This is a genomic window from Gallaecimonas kandeliae, from assembly GCF_030450055.1.
Taxonomy (GTDB): domain Bacteria; phylum Pseudomonadota; class Gammaproteobacteria; order Enterobacterales; family Gallaecimonadaceae; genus Gallaecimonas; species Gallaecimonas kandeliae.
Map to the genome: position 1 here is coordinate 2095307 of NZ_CP118480.1, position 15001 is coordinate 2110307.

At 64.7% G+C, this 15001-nt stretch carries 15 protein-coding genes; 8 read left to right on the plus strand and 7 right to left on the minus strand.

Annotated features, from left to right (window positions below):
- Positions 1-2 precede the first annotated feature (2 nt).
- Genes PVT67_RS10345 through glnS form a run of 4 tightly spaced genes read right to left on the minus strand, consistent with a single transcriptional unit; the run spans position 3 to position 3200 of the window.
- On the minus strand, positions 3-557 hold the full coding sequence (locus PVT67_RS10345; protein ID WP_301493455.1) for an NAD(P)H nitroreductase: 555 nt from the start codon (positions 555-557) through the stop codon (positions 3-5).
- Between the two features lie 36 nt (positions 558-593).
- Positions 594-1187: an HvfX family Cu-binding RiPP maturation protein gene (locus tag PVT67_RS10350; protein WP_301493456.1), complete on the minus strand. Its 594-nt coding sequence runs from the start codon at positions 1185-1187 to the stop codon at positions 594-596.
- Positions 1188-1241: 54 nt separating this feature from the next.
- Positions 1242-1496: a DUF1289 domain-containing protein gene (locus PVT67_RS10355; RefSeq protein WP_301493457.1), complete on the minus strand. Its 255-nt coding sequence runs from the start codon at positions 1494-1496 to the stop codon at positions 1242-1244.
- Positions 1497-1532: 36 nt separating this feature from the next.
- Entirely contained in the window at positions 1533-3200 is a 1668-nt protein-coding gene (glnS, locus tag PVT67_RS10360; RefSeq protein ID WP_301493458.1) for a glutamine--tRNA ligase, read from the minus strand.
- Between the two features lie 75 nt (positions 3201-3275).
- Between glnS and nagA the strand changes: the two genes are divergently transcribed.
- Positions 3276-4403: an N-acetylglucosamine-6-phosphate deacetylase gene (gene nagA / locus PVT67_RS10365; protein WP_301493459.1), complete on the plus strand. Its 1128-nt coding sequence runs from the start codon at positions 3276-3278 to the stop codon at positions 4401-4403.
- An 18-nt stretch (positions 4404-4421) separates the two neighbouring features.
- Here nagA and PVT67_RS10370 read toward each other — a convergent pair whose 3' ends face one another.
- On the minus strand, positions 4422-5102 hold the full coding sequence (locus PVT67_RS10370; RefSeq protein ID WP_301493460.1) for a hypothetical protein: 681 nt from the start codon (positions 5100-5102) through the stop codon (positions 4422-4424).
- A 249-nt stretch (positions 5103-5351) separates the two neighbouring features.
- On the opposite strand from PVT67_RS10370, the gene PVT67_RS10375 reads away from it, so the two are divergent.
- The 7 genes from PVT67_RS10375 to PVT67_RS10405 all read left to right on the plus strand — a co-directional run bounded on the left by PVT67_RS10375 (position 5352) and on the right by PVT67_RS10405 (position 10079).
- The gene (locus PVT67_RS10375; RefSeq protein ID WP_301493461.1) at positions 5352-5693 is read left to right on the plus strand and encodes a VOC family protein; all 342 of its coding nucleotides are present in this window, start codon (positions 5352-5354) and stop codon (positions 5691-5693) included.
- 24 nt (positions 5694-5717) lie between these two features.
- Complete coding sequence (locus PVT67_RS10380) at positions 5718-6155, plus strand: methyltransferase family protein (protein WP_301493462.1); 438 nt, start codon at positions 5718-5720, stop codon at positions 6153-6155.
- Positions 6156-6197: 42 nt separating this feature from the next.
- The gene (locus PVT67_RS10385; RefSeq protein WP_301493463.1) at positions 6198-7274 is read left to right on the plus strand and encodes a winged helix-turn-helix domain-containing protein; all 1077 of its coding nucleotides are present in this window, start codon (positions 6198-6200) and stop codon (positions 7272-7274) included.
- Positions 7267-7902 (plus strand): TIGR01621 family pseudouridine synthase, encoded by a 636-nt coding sequence (locus tag PVT67_RS10390; RefSeq protein WP_301493464.1) that lies wholly within the window; start codon positions 7267-7269, stop codon positions 7900-7902. The genes PVT67_RS10385 and PVT67_RS10390 overlap by 8 nt, the downstream gene beginning before the upstream one ends.
- On the plus strand, positions 7899-8804 hold the full coding sequence (locus PVT67_RS10395) for a LysR family transcriptional regulator (protein WP_301493465.1): 906 nt from the start codon (positions 7899-7901) through the stop codon (positions 8802-8804). Before PVT67_RS10390 ends, PVT67_RS10395 begins: the two co-directional genes overlap by 4 nt.
- 91 nt (positions 8805-8895) lie before the next feature.
- Positions 8896-9279 (plus strand): DoxX family protein, encoded by a 384-nt coding sequence (locus PVT67_RS10400; protein ID WP_301493466.1) that lies wholly within the window; start codon positions 8896-8898, stop codon positions 9277-9279.
- A 62-nt stretch (positions 9280-9341) separates the two neighbouring features.
- Positions 9342-10079 carry a dioxygenase family protein gene (locus PVT67_RS10405; RefSeq protein ID WP_301493467.1) on the plus strand — a complete coding sequence of 246 codons (738 nt, stop codon included), beginning with the start codon at positions 9342-9344 and terminating at the stop codon, positions 10077-10079.
- On the opposite strand, the gene PVT67_RS10410 is transcribed toward PVT67_RS10405, so the two are convergent.
- Positions 10064-11134 (minus strand): response regulator, encoded by a 1071-nt coding sequence (locus PVT67_RS10410; protein WP_301493468.1) that lies wholly within the window; start codon positions 11132-11134, stop codon positions 10064-10066. The two genes, PVT67_RS10405 and PVT67_RS10410, sit on opposite strands and share 16 nt — an antisense overlap.
- On the minus strand, positions 11131-14919 hold the full coding sequence (locus PVT67_RS10415; protein WP_301493469.1) for a response regulator: 3789 nt from the start codon (positions 14917-14919) through the stop codon (positions 11131-11133). The genes PVT67_RS10410 and PVT67_RS10415 overlap by 4 nt, the downstream gene beginning before the upstream one ends.
- Between the last annotated feature and the right edge of the window lie 82 nt (positions 14920-15001).

Consider the following 15001-nt stretch of genomic DNA (forward strand, 5'->3'; position numbering starts at 1 on the left):
GTTCAGAAACGGCTGACGAAGGGCGCGCTGTCCGGTCTTGGCACCTTGAGCTTGGTCTTGACCGGGGTGCCCAGGTAGAGAAAGCCCACTATCTCGTCCTCCCCTTCCACCCCCAGGGCCTGCCGCACCAGGGCATGGGTGGCGTAGCTGCCGGTGCGCCAGATACCGCCAAAGCCCTGGGCCACAGCCGCCATCTGCATGGCCTGTACGGCAAGCCCAGCCGTCAGCTGCTGCTCGAAGGCCGGCACCTTGGGATGCGCCTGGATCCGCGAGATGACGGCGATCACCAATGGCGCCCGCTCCAGCAGATGCAGCGCCTTGGTCCTGGCCGCCTCGTCGGCGTCTGGCTGGTCGGCCAACAGGGCCCGTTGACAGACCTTGCCAAGGCGGCCCCTGCCCTCCCCCTCGATGAGCACGAAACGAAAAGGCTTGAGGCCACCGTGGTCCGGCACCCGCAACGCGGCCTGGAACAGGGTTTCCAAGGCCTCGCCACTGGGGGCGGGCTCGGTGAGTTGGGGATCGGAAGTGCGGCTTAACAACAGCTCCAGGGCATCCATGGGGATCTCGACGTCAAACAGAAAGGCCTTAGGGTATCACTCCATGAAGCGCCTGCGCAGCCAATGGTCCAGGGACAGGTACTTGCCGGCGCCGGTAAAGAAGAGGCTGAGCAGTATGATGAGATAAGTGGCGGCGAACTCGAACCCGTTGTTGAGGACGACCAAGGGCCCTGAGCTGGTCAGCCAGTCGTAGTGGCCGTATTGCTGCAGCAACGCCTTGGCCTTGGCCAGCTTCTCGCTTGATGCCAGCACCTGGGCGTTGGCGAAGGGGGCACCGGGATCGGCGATGGCCTGCCAGCCGTTGGGCCAGTGCACCGTGAAAATGGCCACCAGCATGGTCACCATCAGCGGGATACTGACCCAGCGAACCCCGAGGCCTATCAGCAACAGTACGCTGCCCCCCAGCTCGGTGGCGGTGGCCAGGAAAGCCATCAGCCCCGGCAGCGGCAACCCCAGGCCCCAGTCAGCATTGCCGAACCATTCGACGGTACCGGCGAAATCCGCCAGTTTGTGGCTGCCGGCCATCCAGAAGATGGGCACCAGGTAGAGGCGCAGGGCCAAAGGGGCGAGGAAGTCGAGGCGACGTGTCTGGTCCAGCAGCTGCTGGGCACGGATGAGAAAGGCGGTCATGGCTTGGCTCGGTGAAGGTTGTCCTCCATAGACCCAGGCCATGGCCTTTGGCTTTCAACCGCCGCCGTTTTTTTGCCGGTAAGCGGCCTTGGCGGCGCGGTGCAAGTCGCCGGTGATGGGCTGGGTGTCTTGCTCGCCCCAGGCCGGCATGGCCGCCTTGCGCCCAGGTAGGGCCCGCAGCGCCTCGGCCCGCTCGGCAGGAGACAGCCTGGTCCAGTTGGCGATTTCGATAATGGTCCTGTAGCAGCCGACGCAGACCTGGTCGTCATTGAGGGCGCAGCAGGCGATGCAGGGGGACGCGATACTCATCACAAGAAAACGCCGCCTTGCGGCGGCGTTTGCCTTTTAGTCTTCGGAGCCGCCGTTGGCCCAGGTATCCCTGAGGCCGACGGTGCGGTTGAACACCAGGGGACCCTCGTCGGCGTCGCGGCAGAAATAGCCGAGGCGCTCGAACTGGTAGCCGGCCTGGGCCTTGGCCTGGGCCAGGGAAGGTTCCACCAGGCCCTGCATCACGGACAGGGATTCGGGGTTGATGGTACCGAGGAAGTCCTCGGCGCCGCCGGGGTTCGGCACCTTGAAGAGACGGTCGTAGAGGCGCACCTCGGCCGGCACGCCGTGATCCGCACTGACCCAGTGGATCACGCCCTTGGCCTTGCGGCCGTCGGCCGGGTCCTTGCCCAGGGTGTCGGAGTCGTAGGTGCAGTAGATGGTGGTGATGTTGCCCGCCTCGTCCTTCTCGACCCGCTCGGCCTTGACGTAGTAGGCGTTACGCAGCCGCACTTCCTTGCCCAGCACCAGGCGCTTGTACTTCTTGTTGGCTTCCTCGCGGAAGTCCTCGGCCTCGATCACCAGCTCGCGGCTGAAGGGCACCTTGCGGGAACCCATCTCGGGCTTGCTGGGGTGGTTGGGGGCGTCCAGCCACTCCACTTCGCCTTCCGGGTAGTTCTCGATGACCAGGCGCACCGGGTCCAGCACCGCCATGGCGCGGGGGGCGTTGTCGTTGAGGTCGTCACGGATGCAGGCCTCGAGCATGGCCATCTCGACGGTGTTGTCCATCTTGGTCACACCGATGCGCAGGCAGAACTCGCGGATGGCGGCCGGGGTGTAGCCGCGGCGGCGCAGGCCGGCGATGGTGGGCATGCGCGGGTCATCCCAACCGGACACGTGCTTCTCCACCACCAGTTGGTTGAGCTTGCGCTTGGAAGTCACTGTGTACTCCAGGTTCAGGCGCGAGAACTCGTACTGGCGGGGATGGCAGGGGATGGAGATGTTGTCCAGCACCCAGTCGTAGAGCCGGCGGTTGTCCTGGAACTCCAGGGTACAGAGGCTGTGGGTGATCTCTTCGATGGCGTCCGAGATGCAGTGGGTGAAGTCGTACATGGGGTAGATGCACCACTTGTCACCGGTCTGGTGGTGGTGGGCAAACTTGACCCGGTACAGCACGGGGTCGCGCATCACGATGAAGCTGGAGGCCATGTCGATTTTGGCGCGCAGGCAGGCCTCGCCTTCCTTGAAGCCGCCGTCACGCATCTTCTTGAACAGCTCGAGGTTTTCCTCGACGCTGCGGTCGCGGTAAGGGCTGTTCTTGCCCGGCTCCTTGAGGGTGCCGCGGTACTCACGGATCTGCTCGGGGCTCAGCTCGTCGACGTAAGCCAGGCCCTTCTGGATGAGCTCCACCGCATAGTCATGGAGCTGCTCGAAATAATCGGAGGAATGGCGCACTTCGCCATCCCATTCGAAGCCCAGCCAATGCACGTCGCGCTTGATGGCGTCCACATACTCCTGCTCTTCCTTGGCCGGGTTGGTGTCGTCGAAACGCAGGTTACATTTGCCCTTGTAGTCCTCGGCCAGGCCGAAGTTCAGGCAGATGGACTTGGCATGGCCAATGTGCAGGTAACCGTTGGGCTCGGGCGGGAAACGGGTGTGAACGCTATGATGTTTGCCGCTTTGCAGATCCGCATCGATGATTTGGCGGATAAAGTTGCTGGGACGGGTGTCGCCCGCATTGCTCATAGCGAGTCCTCTGATACTTTTTACGTGATAATTACCCTTATGATCCATGAAACAAGGCAGTGAAACAATAGAGCCATGGCCCATTGCAGATATAGCCTGACAGGCGCCACTTTATTGACCAGGGATGGCCTCAATCCCGGCCACCTGGTGATCCGCGATGGCCTTATAGAGGCGCGTCTGCCCTACCATCAGGTGCCGCCCAGGCCCTGGCTGGACTGCTCGGAGCTGACCCTGGCGCCGGGCTTCGTGGATCTGCAGCAAAACGGCGGCTATGGCCTGCTGTTCAACGACGACCCCAGTCCCCGCTGCCTGGAAAACCTCAACGAGGGCAACCTGGCCCAGGGCACCACCGGCTTCCTGGCCACCCTCATTACAGACGACGACGCCAAGGTCGCCGCCGCCATCAAGGCTGCCCGCGACTACAAGGGCCAGGGCTTGTTGGGCCTGCACCTGGAAGGGCCCTGGTTGAACAAGGACAGGGCCGGCATCCACGACAAGGGCCTGATCCGCCCTGTCTCAGACAGCCTTTTGAACCTCATCCTGGAGGCGGCCGACGTGGTCAGGTTGGTGACACTGGCACCGGAGCTGGCCCCGAAAGAAGCCATTAGCAAACTGACAGGGGCCGGCATCAAGGTGGCGGGGGGCCATACCCTGGCTGATGAGGCACAAAGCCTGGCCGCCATCCATGCCGGCCTGTCAATGGCCACCCACCTCTTCAATGCCATGCCGGCCATCAGCGCCCGCGCCCCGGGCTTTACCGGCACTGCCCTGGACCAGCGCATCCACTGCGGCATCATCGCCGACGCCGTCCACGTCAGCCCCGCCAACCTGCGCCTGGCCCACAGGCTGCTGGGGGAAAAGCTGTTTCTGGTCACCGACGCCACCCCCGCCAGCGGCGCCCCTGCCCTCACCGCTTTCGAGTTCGCCGGCAAGACCATAAAGGTGAAAGACGGCCACTGCGTCGGCCCTGACGGCACCCTGGGCGGCTCGAACCTGACCATGATAGAGGGGGTGCGCAGGCTGGTGGACATGGGTATAGCCCTGCCGGCCGCCCTGGCCATGGCCGGGGTCAATCCCCGCCTGGCCCTTGGCCTGCCTCGGCTGCAACCGGGCATGAAGGCCGAACTGGTGGGGCTTTGCCCGGGCCTCAAAGTGCGGGGCATAGTCCAAGGGCGGCACCTGCTGGAAGCGAGCCGTACCTAGCTTGGGTGGGAGCCGGCCCTAACGGCCAGCTTCCTTGGACTGCACCTGTTCCCTCTTTACCCTCTGGATCACCATGATCAAGGGCTCACCGCTTTTTGGACGCGTCGTGTAGTCGGTGGCCGTGAACCAGCCATACCCGACCTTCCGGGCCAGGCTGTTCATCAGCAACTGGTCCACCTTGCCGCTATCGTCCCCGTCGGCAATGCGCAGGCTGAACAGGCATTTCTGGTCGCCCTGGCAGGCAAGATCCTGGATATCCACATCCACTTTTTGCTGCAGGGCCGCTACGCTGTCCCAGATCGCTTTTTCGTTGGCCTGGCTTGCTTCATCTACGATCCGCTTATCGGCAAAGCTTTTGAAGTCCTTATGAAAAACCGCCAGATCGTTGTAATGGGGCAGCGCCGGAGGCATGGCACCGGCATCCACCCCCATGGCGGCCAATTGGGCGGCGAGTTGCGCCGAGAGCTGCGTCTTCACCTTATCGGCCTGCCCCTTGTCAGGCTGGTTGTTCTTAGCCTCGGCCTTTGGATTAGCGGCAACCGCAAAAGATGGCGCATTCATCACCGGCTCAGCGGCGGGTCCTGGCTGGCTGATCACAGCGGCCTGCCTGGGCCGCTGGCCGCCGGGTCCGGCGAACCAAAGCGAGGCCAGGGCGGCGCCCAGCAACAGGGCTACGAGATGGCTAAAGATCCCTTTCATGAGTGATGTCCTTATCATGTGTGTAACAAACTTCTTCATGCCAGGGACAGCGACGCCCCGGTGCGGTTCAATTCGTCAGGTGTTGAAATGGAGGAAAAACACTGTCACAGGTCTTGAAGGTGCCGCTACGGCAGCGGCTTTGACGGAAGGGAGAGCCGCCAACCCAAAGCCTATGGCCAAGGTCGGGAAGTGACTCAAGATCCCTTTCATACTATGCTCCATGCAAAACCGAAAACGGATGTTCCCACCATGAGAAACCACATCGACTATATCGAATTTCCCGCCCAGGACCTTAAGAAAATCAAAGCCTTTTACGAGAAGGTCTTCCAGTGGGAATTCACCGACTACGGCCCGGACTACACAAGCTTCGATGATGGCAGGCTGAAGGGGGGCTTTGCCCGCCAAGACAACTTCATCCCCGCCGGCCGGCCCCTGGTGGTGATCTACCACCCCGAGCTGGAGCGCAAGCTACAGCAGGTGCAGGCCGAGGGCGGGCGTATCATAGCCCCCATCTTCAGCTTCCCCGGTGGCCGCCGTTTCCATTTCGCCGACCCCGACGGCAACCTGCTGGCGGTCTGGAGCGACAAGTAACCCCATAACCACAAGGAGCCCACCATGGCCGGTCCCGGTATTCGCTTCCCTCCCCCGTTGCTGTTCGTGCTGGGGTTCCTGCTCGGCCTGGGATTGGACCAGCTCTACCCGGCGCCCTTGCGGCCCCTGGTCTGGCTGCTGGTGGCGGCGGGCCTGGTGGTCATCACCTGGGCCCTGCTGACCTTCAGGGCCGCCAAGACCCCCGTCATCCCCACCAAGGACGCCAACGCCCTGGTCACCAAGGGGCCTTACCGCTTCTCACGCAACCCCATGTACCTGGGCCTGAGCCTCGTTTACCTGGGGCTGGCGCTCTGGCTGCAGAGCCTCTTTTCCCTGCTGCTTTTGCCGGCCGTGCTCTATAGCCTCTGGTGGCTGGCCATACGCCGCGAAGAGCGGCACCTGGAAGAGCGCTTTGGCCAGGCCTACCTGGACTACAAAGCCAGGGTCAGACGCTGGTTTTAGGCTGTGGTAAGCTGGCGCCATTGATCTGACTTGACGGCTTCTATGGACTTTGCCCGCGCCCTGGTGCTGGAACGCCAGCACCTTTTCAGCCCCTGGCAGCAGGATCTGCCCGGCCTAATCCGCCACCTCGGCGCCCTGCAGCTGGACGCCATCCAGGTGATCAGCCGCGCCCACCATCACCAGCTTTACAACCGCCTGCCCCGCTATCGCGAGCCACTGCTGGACAAGGCCGAGGCGAGCCGCGCGATCTTCGAATACTGGTCCCACGCCGCCGCCTTCCTGCCCATGGACGCCTTTCCCCATGCCAGGGTGCGCATGGATCGCATCCGTGAAGGCCAGCGCCACTGGTTCGAGAAGAACGCCAAGCTGTGCCGTTTCGTGCTGGATAGGATCCGTGCCGAGGGCCCCCTCAAGGCCTCGGATTTCGTCAGGGCCAAGGGCGGCTGGTGGCAATGGTCGGACGAAAAAAAGGCCCTGGAGCAGCTTTTCCACGAAGGGGAGCTGATGGTGACCCGCCGCGAGGGTTTCCAGAAGGTCTTCGATCTGCCCGAGCGCGTGCTGCCAAGCCATATTCAGACCACCAGGGCCAGTGATCTGGAGCACGGCCGCTACCTGGTGCGCGGCTTCCTGCGCTGCCAGGGCCTAGGCAAGGCCGAGGAAATGGCTTACCTGCGCAAGGGCGACGGCCCCTTGGTGAAAATGGCGGTGGCGGCCATGCTTAAGAGCGGCGAGCTCATCGAACGCAGTGGCGAGTTGCTGCTGGCAGAAGATCAGCACCATGAGCCCAAGGCGCCGCCACGCAAGGTCCGGCTGCTTTCCCCCTTCGACCCCCTGGTGCTGCAGCGCAAGCGCCTGAACCGGCTGTTCGGTTTTGACTACCAGCTGGAATGCTACCTGCCGGCCCCCAAGCGCCGCTTCGGCTACTTCTGCCTGCCGATCCTCTTCGGCGACAGCTTTAAGGGGGTGGTGGATCTCAAGGCCGACCGCGGCCAGGGCCAGCTGCAAGTCAAGGCCCTGCACTGGCTGCAAAAGCCCGGCAGCGCCTTGGAAGGCAGCTTTAACAAGGCCCTCAAGGACTTCGCCCTTTTCCACCAACTCGAGGAGCTGGCCTTTGTTTGAACTGCTGCTGGACCACCCCCGTTTCGTGGTGGTCAACAAATGCGCCCCCATGAGCTTTCACGCCGAAGAGGGCCCGGGCTTTTTCGTGGCCGTGGAAGAGGCCTTGTGCTGCAAGCTCTGGCCGGTACACCGCCTGGACAAGGTCACCACCGGCCTCATCCTCTTCGCCCGAGATGCCGCAGCCGCCGCCCTCCTCGGCCAGGCCTTCGAACAGCACCAGGTGCAGAAATGTTACTTGGCCCTTAGCGATAAAAAGCCTTCAAAGAAACAAGGCCTTATCAAAGGCGATATGGCCAAGGCCAGGCGCGGCGCCTGGCGGCTGCTGCGCAGCGCCCAGAACCCCGCCGTCACCCGTTTCGACAGCGAGAGCCTGGGGGACGGGCTGCGCCTCTACCGGCTCTGGCCCCAGACCGGCAAGACCCACCAGCTGCGGGTGGCCATGAAGAGCCTGGGCGCCCCCATCCTCGGCGACGAGCTCTACGGCGGCAGCCCTTACCAGCGTACCTGCCTCCACGCCTACGCCCTGCGCTTCAAAGCCTTCGGCGAGGAATTCGAGCTGGTGGCCCCGCCCGACTTTCTGGCCGCCCCGCCACCGCCCTTCGAGGCCAAGCCGCAGGGCGCCTCATGAACCTGCTCTCGGCCATGGAAGCCTTCGTCAAGGTGGCCGAATGCGGCAGCTATACCCGCGCCGCCGAGCAGCTGGACATCTCCCGCACCCAGCTTTCCAAGCTGGTGTTGCAGCTCGAAGAGCACCTCAAGGTGCGGCTCTTGCAGCGCACCACCCGCCGGCTGCACCTCACAGAAGCAGGCGAACACTACCTGGCCCGGGCCCAGGGCATTTTGCAATCCATAGGCGAGGCAGAGGCCGAGCTGGGCCAGGGCCTGGACCAGGTGCGGGGCCGCCTTCGCATCAATGGCCCCATGTCCTTCGGCACCCGCCACCTCTCGCCGTTGGTGGCGCGCTTCATGGCCCAGCACCCTGAGCTGGAGGTGCGGCTGGATCTCAACGACAGGCGGGTGGACTTGCTGGAAGAAGGTTACGATCTGGCCATCCGCATCGGCACCCTGCCCGACTCCAGCCTGGTGGCACGGCAGCTGACCCAATGCCGCATGCTGCTTTGCGCCGCCCCCGCCTATATCGCCGCCAAAGGCGAGCCCCAGAGCGTCGACGACCTGGCCGGGCACCAGTGCCTCAAGTACCGCGGCAGTGGCGGCAGCACCCATTGGCAGCTCGGCGACAGGACCCTGACCGTGGACGGCCCCCTGGAGAGCAACAACGGCGAGGTGCTGACCCATGTCGCGGAGGCGGGCCTGGGCATCGCCTTCCAGCCCAGCTTCCTGGTGGAAGACAGCATCCACAGCGGCCGCCTACGGGTCTTGCTGGCGGGGCAGCTGGACAGGCGCCTCGGCGTCTACGGCATCTACCCGGCCCGGCGCCACCTGCCGGCCAAGGTCAGCCTCTTCCTGGACTTCCTGGCCGAGAGCTGGGGCAACCCGCCCTACTGGGAGAAAGATATTATCTCCAAATAGGAACCAATGTTGTTCCAATGGGCATGATTATCCCCAATCAGTTGGAGGCTAGAGTGAAGGACGTCAAGCATCCAACTTTGAGGAACACATCATGCAAGCCTACGCCACTACCCTGCTGCGCCTGTCCCTGGGCGTCATGACCCTGTCCCACGCCCTGCTGAAGATCTTCGTCTTCACAGTACCGGGCACAGTGGGCTACTTCGAATCCCTCGGCTTCCCCGGTTTCCTGGCCTACCTGACCATAGCGGCGGAGCTGGGCGGCGGCCTGGCCCTGATCCTCGGCGTCTACACCCGCTGGGTGAGCCTGGCCCTGGTACCGGTGCTGCTGGGCGCCCTGTCGGTCCACGCCGGCAACGGTTGGGTCTTCTCCAACAACGGCGGCGGCTGGGAATTCCCTGCCTTCTGGACCCTGGTACTGCTGGTGCAGGCAGGCCTGGGTGGCGGCGCCGCCGTCCTCAGCAAGCGCTTCGCTTAAGGCACAAGGCTGCGCCCCAAGGGGCGCGGCTTCCTTTCATGCCTCATTGAGGAGAGAACCGCATGCAACCCAGCCTCTTCATCTCCCACGGCTCCCCCATGCTGGCCCTGACCCCGGGGCCGGCCCATGATTTCCTGAAGGAACTGGGCGAGCGTTATCAGCCCAAGGCGATAGTGGTGGTCTCGGCCCACTGGGCCACCCGGGAGCTGGCGGTCAGTTCCAGCCAAGGGCCGGAAACCATCCACGATTTCTACGGCTTCCCCCCGGCCCTCTACCAGTGCCGCTACCCCGCCCCCGGTGCCCCCGAGCTGGCGGCCCGGCTGGCCGACGAGCTGGGCGCCACCCTGGTGGAGCGCGGCCTGGACCACGGCGCCTGGGTGCCTTTGTCGCTGATGTACCCAGGCGCCGACATTCCGGTGCTCAGCCTGTCGCTGCCGGTCACCTGGCCCAACCAGGCCCTGGTGGCGCTGGGGGAAAAGCTGGCGGCGCTTCGCGCCGAAGAGGTGATGATCCTTGCCTCAGGCAACCTGACCCATAACCTGCGGGCCCTGCAGCCGGACGGCAGCCCGGCGCCGGCCTGGGTGCTGGCCTTCCAACGCTGGATAGAGGCGAAACTGGAGGCGGGAGACAGCGAGGCGCTGCTGGCCTGGCAAAAGGCGCCGGGGGCTCTCGAGAACCACCCCACCGCCGAGCACTTCCTGCCGCTGCTGGTGGCCCAGGGGGCTGGCGGCAAGGCGAGACTGCTGCATCAGAGCGTCAGCAACGGGGTGCTGGCCATGGACTGCTACGCCTTCGACTGAGGCGCCTGTGGATCGGCCTTGCTGCTTGCTGCCGCATCAGCATCGGAGAAGGCCTGGCGGATCGCCGGCACTTTGGGCAGCACCTGGGCGAAGGCCTTGACCACCTTGGGGTCGAAATGGTGGCCGGACTCCTTATCGAGGAAAGCCACCGTATCCTCGATGGACCAGGCCTCCTTATATGGCCGCCTTGAAGTCAGGGCGTCGAAGACGTCGGCCACGGCGATGATACGGCCTTCGAGGGGGATCTCCTCCCCCTTCAAACCCCTGGGGTAACCGCTACCGTCGAATTTCTCGTGGTGGCAGAGGGCGATGCGGCTGGCCATGGTCATAAGCGGCGAGTCGTCGTTGGCCAGGATCTCGGCCCCTATGGCCGGATGCTGGCGCATCACCTGCCACTCGCCTTCATCGAGCTGGGCCGGCTTTTTCAGCACGGCGTCGGGGATCCCTATCTTGCCCACGTCATGCATGGGGGCAGCGGTGCGCAGCACCTTGGCCCAGTCCTCGGGCAGCCCCAGGGCCAGGGCCAGCTCATAGGCGTAATGGCTCATGCGCCGCACATGCATGCCGGTCTCGTTGTCCTTGTATTCGGCGGCCCTTCCCAGGCGCATGATCACCGCTTCCCTCGTCGCCTCCAGCTCTTCGGTGCGCTTCTGTACCAGGGCCTCCAGGGCCCTTTCCTGCTGGTAGAGGCGCAGGTGGGTGGCGACCCTGGCCCGCACTATGGCCGGGCTGATGGGCTTGGTGATGTAGTCCACGGCGCCGACCGCAAAGCCTTTGGACTCGTCCGACACTTCCCCCATGGCGGTAACGAAGATCACCGGCACCGGCGCCGTCATGGGATCGGCCTTGAGTTTCTTGCAGACGGTCCAGCCGTCCATGCCCGGCATCATCACGTCCAGCAGGATCAGATCCGGCCTCGGCATTGTCCTGGCCAAGGCCAGGGCCTTCTCGCCACTGGTCGCCACCTTGATCTGGTAACTGTCCTTGAGGGCCTCGCGCAACACGTGGATGTTTTCGGGTACGTCGTCCACCAGCAACAGTGTCGCGGGGTTCATGCTTGCTCCTCCAGGCCGTCCAGCAGGGCCATGGCCTTATCGAAATCAAAGGCCTCCAGCGCCTTCTTCATCGGTGCCAGGCTACCGGCCAGGGCCGGTTGTTCCTTGAGCAGGGCCGAGAGCTCATCCAGCACGGCGGCATCGGCCTGGGCTATGGGCTCGCGCCAGCACGCCAGCCTTGCCAGGGTGGCCGTGTCCAGCTTGGCGCCGGCTACCTCCTGCTCCTTGGGCCGCCAGGCCTCTATGGCCGCCACCAGGGCCCGCACGGCATCGGCGAAGGCGCCGAGCTGGCTGTCGTCGCCGGCCTTGAGCAAGGTTTCCTGCTCGGCGGCGCGGCCCATCAGAGTTTCGGCCCCCAGGTTGCCCAGCAGCCCCTTGAGGGTATGGAGGTTACGAGCCTGCTCTTGCTGATCGGCCGGCGCCAGCAGCCCTTCGGCCTGCTCGGCAAAACGCACCAGTATGCGTCTGTACAGCTCTTCGTCCCCCAGCACCCGTTGCAGGCCCTGGGCCACGTCCAGGCCTTCGGCATCTGGCCAGTCGCCCTGTGCCAGCCCATTTTCTGCGGCCAGCTCCAGGGGCCTGCCCAGCCAGTGCCCTATCACCTCGAACATCAGCTGCACGTCCAGGGGCTTGGCCACATGATCGTTCATACCGGCATCCAGGCAACGTTGGCGGTCCCCCTCCATGGCGTTGGCGGTCATGGCGATCACCGGCAAGTCCTGCCACCTGGGCTCCTGACGGATGCGCCTGGTGGCTTCGAAGCCGTCCATCAGCGGCATCTGGCAGTCCATCAGCACCAGATCCACGGCCTTGGCGCCCAGCTTGTCCAGGGCGTCCTGGCCGTCCTTGGCCACCACCACTTCGGCCTGGCTGCGGCGCAGGAAGCGCTCCGCCACTTCCCTGTTGAGATCGTTGTCATCCACCAGCAGGATGCGCTGGCCGCGCAGGTCGGGATAACGGGTGGTCCTGGCGCTCTGGTTGCGCAGCACGGGGCGGCCGTTGCCGGCGCCGAAGGCTGCCGCCAGGCTGTCATGCAAGGTGGAGGGGCTGACCGGCTTGAGCAGCACTTCCCTGGCTCCCAGGGCCAGGGCCTGGCCATTGAGCTTGTCGTCATTGAAGGCGGACACCATGATGGTGACCTTGGGCTCCAGCTGCCTTTCCTTCAGCAGGGCCAGCAGCTCCAGGCCGTCCATCTTCGGCATCTGCCAGTCCAGCAGCAGCAGATCCGGCAGCGTCTCCGCCAGGGCCGCCAGGGCCTTCTCGCCGCTGTCGACGCTGCGCACCGTCAAACCGAAGGCCTCCAACTGGCGCTCAAGCACCGCCAGGTGGGTGTCGTTGTCGTCCACCACCAGGGCTCGCTTGCCCTTGAGGGATTCCACCTCGGCGCCGATGCGCTCCTGATCCAGCACCTCCAGAGGCAGGCTGAAACTGAACACCGAGCCCTTGCCGGCCTCGGAACGCACCTCCAGCTCCCCACCCATCAGTTGGCAAAGCCGCTGGCTGATGGCAAGGCCCAGGCCAGTGCCGCCGAAACGGCGGGTAGTGGAGCTGTCGGCCTGGGAAAAGGCGGAAAACAGCTTGGCCACCTGCTCCTGCGTCATGCCGATGCCGGTGTCGCGGACACTGAACAGCAGCCGCTGAGCACCGGCCTGCTGGCTCGGATTCACCCCCACCACCACTTCTCCCCTGTCGGTGAACTTGAGAGCGTTGCCCACCAGGTTGATGAGGATCTGCCCCAGGCGCAGCGGGTCGCCCTTGAGATGGGTGGGGCATTCGGGGGCGACGTTGAAGATGATCTCCACGCCCTTGTCGCGGGCCTTGTCGGCAAAGAGATCCCGCAGCTGCTGCAGGCTACCGTCGAGGCGGAAAGGTACCTGCTCTATGTCCAGCTTGCCCGCCTCTATCTTGGAAAAATCCAGGATGTCGTTGATGATGCGCAGCAAGGTCTGGGCGGCCTGGTCAATCTTGGCCAGGTATTCGCCACCCTGGCCCTGCTCCATGGCCAGCTGGGTGAAGCCGAGGATGGCATTCATGGGGGTGCGGATCTCGTGGCTCATGTTGGCCAGGAAATCGCTCTTGGCCTTGGACGCCTCGTCGGCCGCCTCGCGGGCCTCCCCTACGGCCTTCTCCATGGCCCGCCGCTCGTCGAGATCGGTCACCACCAGTATCGCCAGCTCCCGATCGATGCGCCGGCCCGCCACCTGCACCCAGCGGCTGGGGCCACTGTGGCCGATCAGCTCCCCCTCCCAGGCCAGGCTGGCCTGGTTTTCCATCAGGGCCTGCAGCTGGCCCTGCATGGCGCCGCGCTCTTCCGGCGCCAGCAGGCTGATGAAGTTGGCGCCCTGGAGATCCGGTTCTTCGCAGCCAAGGAGGCCCGACAAGGCTGGATTGGTGGCCAGCACCTTGCCGCGGCCGTCCAGGGTCAGTAGGCCCGTCGGCACCGCCCGGAACAGGTTGTCCAGCAGCTGCTCGCGCCTGGCCAGCCGCAGGTGATCTTCCTGGCGGGCCGTGATATCCAGCAACAGGCAGTCAAAGCCCAGCCACTGGCCTTCAGGGCCCAGCACCGGCATGCCCCGCTCCTCCACCCAGAGCAGGCGGCCGCTGGGGTGGCGCAGCCGGTAGCGTAGCTCGTAGCCCTGTTGCTGCCCGAGCGCCGCGGCCAGCAGTTGCTGGTCCTCGTCGACGGCGCCGCGGCTGCCGTCCAGGTAATGGCTGGCCAGCACATCCTTGGCGTTGTAGCCCAGCAGGCGGCCGCATTTCTCGTTGATGGCCAGCACCTGGCCTTCTGGGCCCCGGCGCAATGCCACCCCCGGCAGGTTGGCTAAAAGGGCCTGTTCCAGTTCCCCCTGCTCGGACAGGCCGCTGCCTCGGCGCAGCTTGTTGAAGACCTGGGTGATGGCGTCCAGCTCAGGGGTGCCTTCTTCCCGCAGGGCCTCGGTGGCCAGCCCCAGTTGCAGCCCCTTGAAGGCCCTGCCGAGGCGGAACACAGGCCGGGTCTGGAAGCTGATCCACACCCAGAGCCCCACTGCCCCCAGCACCAGGGCGCTGGCCAGGGTCAGCAACAAAGGCCAGTTGAAGCTGATCCTGGCCGGGGCCAGGTGCAGCTTGAGGCCAGTATCCCCCAGCGGCAGGGCCGGAGTGCTGTCGGACAGCGGAGAGTTGTTGAGGTGGCGGCCATCTGGGCCCGTCAGCAGCACCCCTTCACCACCGGCCGCCGCCACCAGGGAGTCGATGGTGACATCCACAGTCACCACCCCCAGGGCCGTCTCGCCGTCGAAGAAGGGGACCGAATAGGTGATCATCCAGACATTGCCGCCGCCCTCGTCGAAATAAGGCGGGCTCCACACCGGCTGGCGCAGCCGCAGCGGCTCGGAGAACCAGGGATAGCCGTGGGTGTAGTCGTAGGAATCCACCAGATCCAGGGTCTGGATCTTCTGGCCGGAGCGGTAGGCATAGGGGGTGGGCACCTTGGGATCCGGGGCATGCTCCGGCAGGTAGGAGATGGTGGAGCCAAACACCATGGGCTGGCTCTGGACATTCTGGCGCACCAGGGCCCAGCGGAAGTCGGTGCTGCCGCCGCCATTGAGTTCCAGCACCCTGGCGGTGTGATCCGCCACCTCCTTGGCGGTGTCCAGGGTCAGCACCAGCCTTTCCACCATCTGCTCTGGGCTGCGGTCGCTCCGGTGCCGGATATTGCCGACCAGGGCCGGTACCGTCAGCACCAGCAGGGCCACCAGGGCCCCAAGGAAAAGCCGGGAACGCAGGGATAAAGGTGATGCCGCCATGGTCCGCCTCAAAATCAGGTGTCGATTTGAGGTTAGCAGTCAGGCGGGGGAAGGGAAGAAAAACGCCGGCATTAAGCCGGCG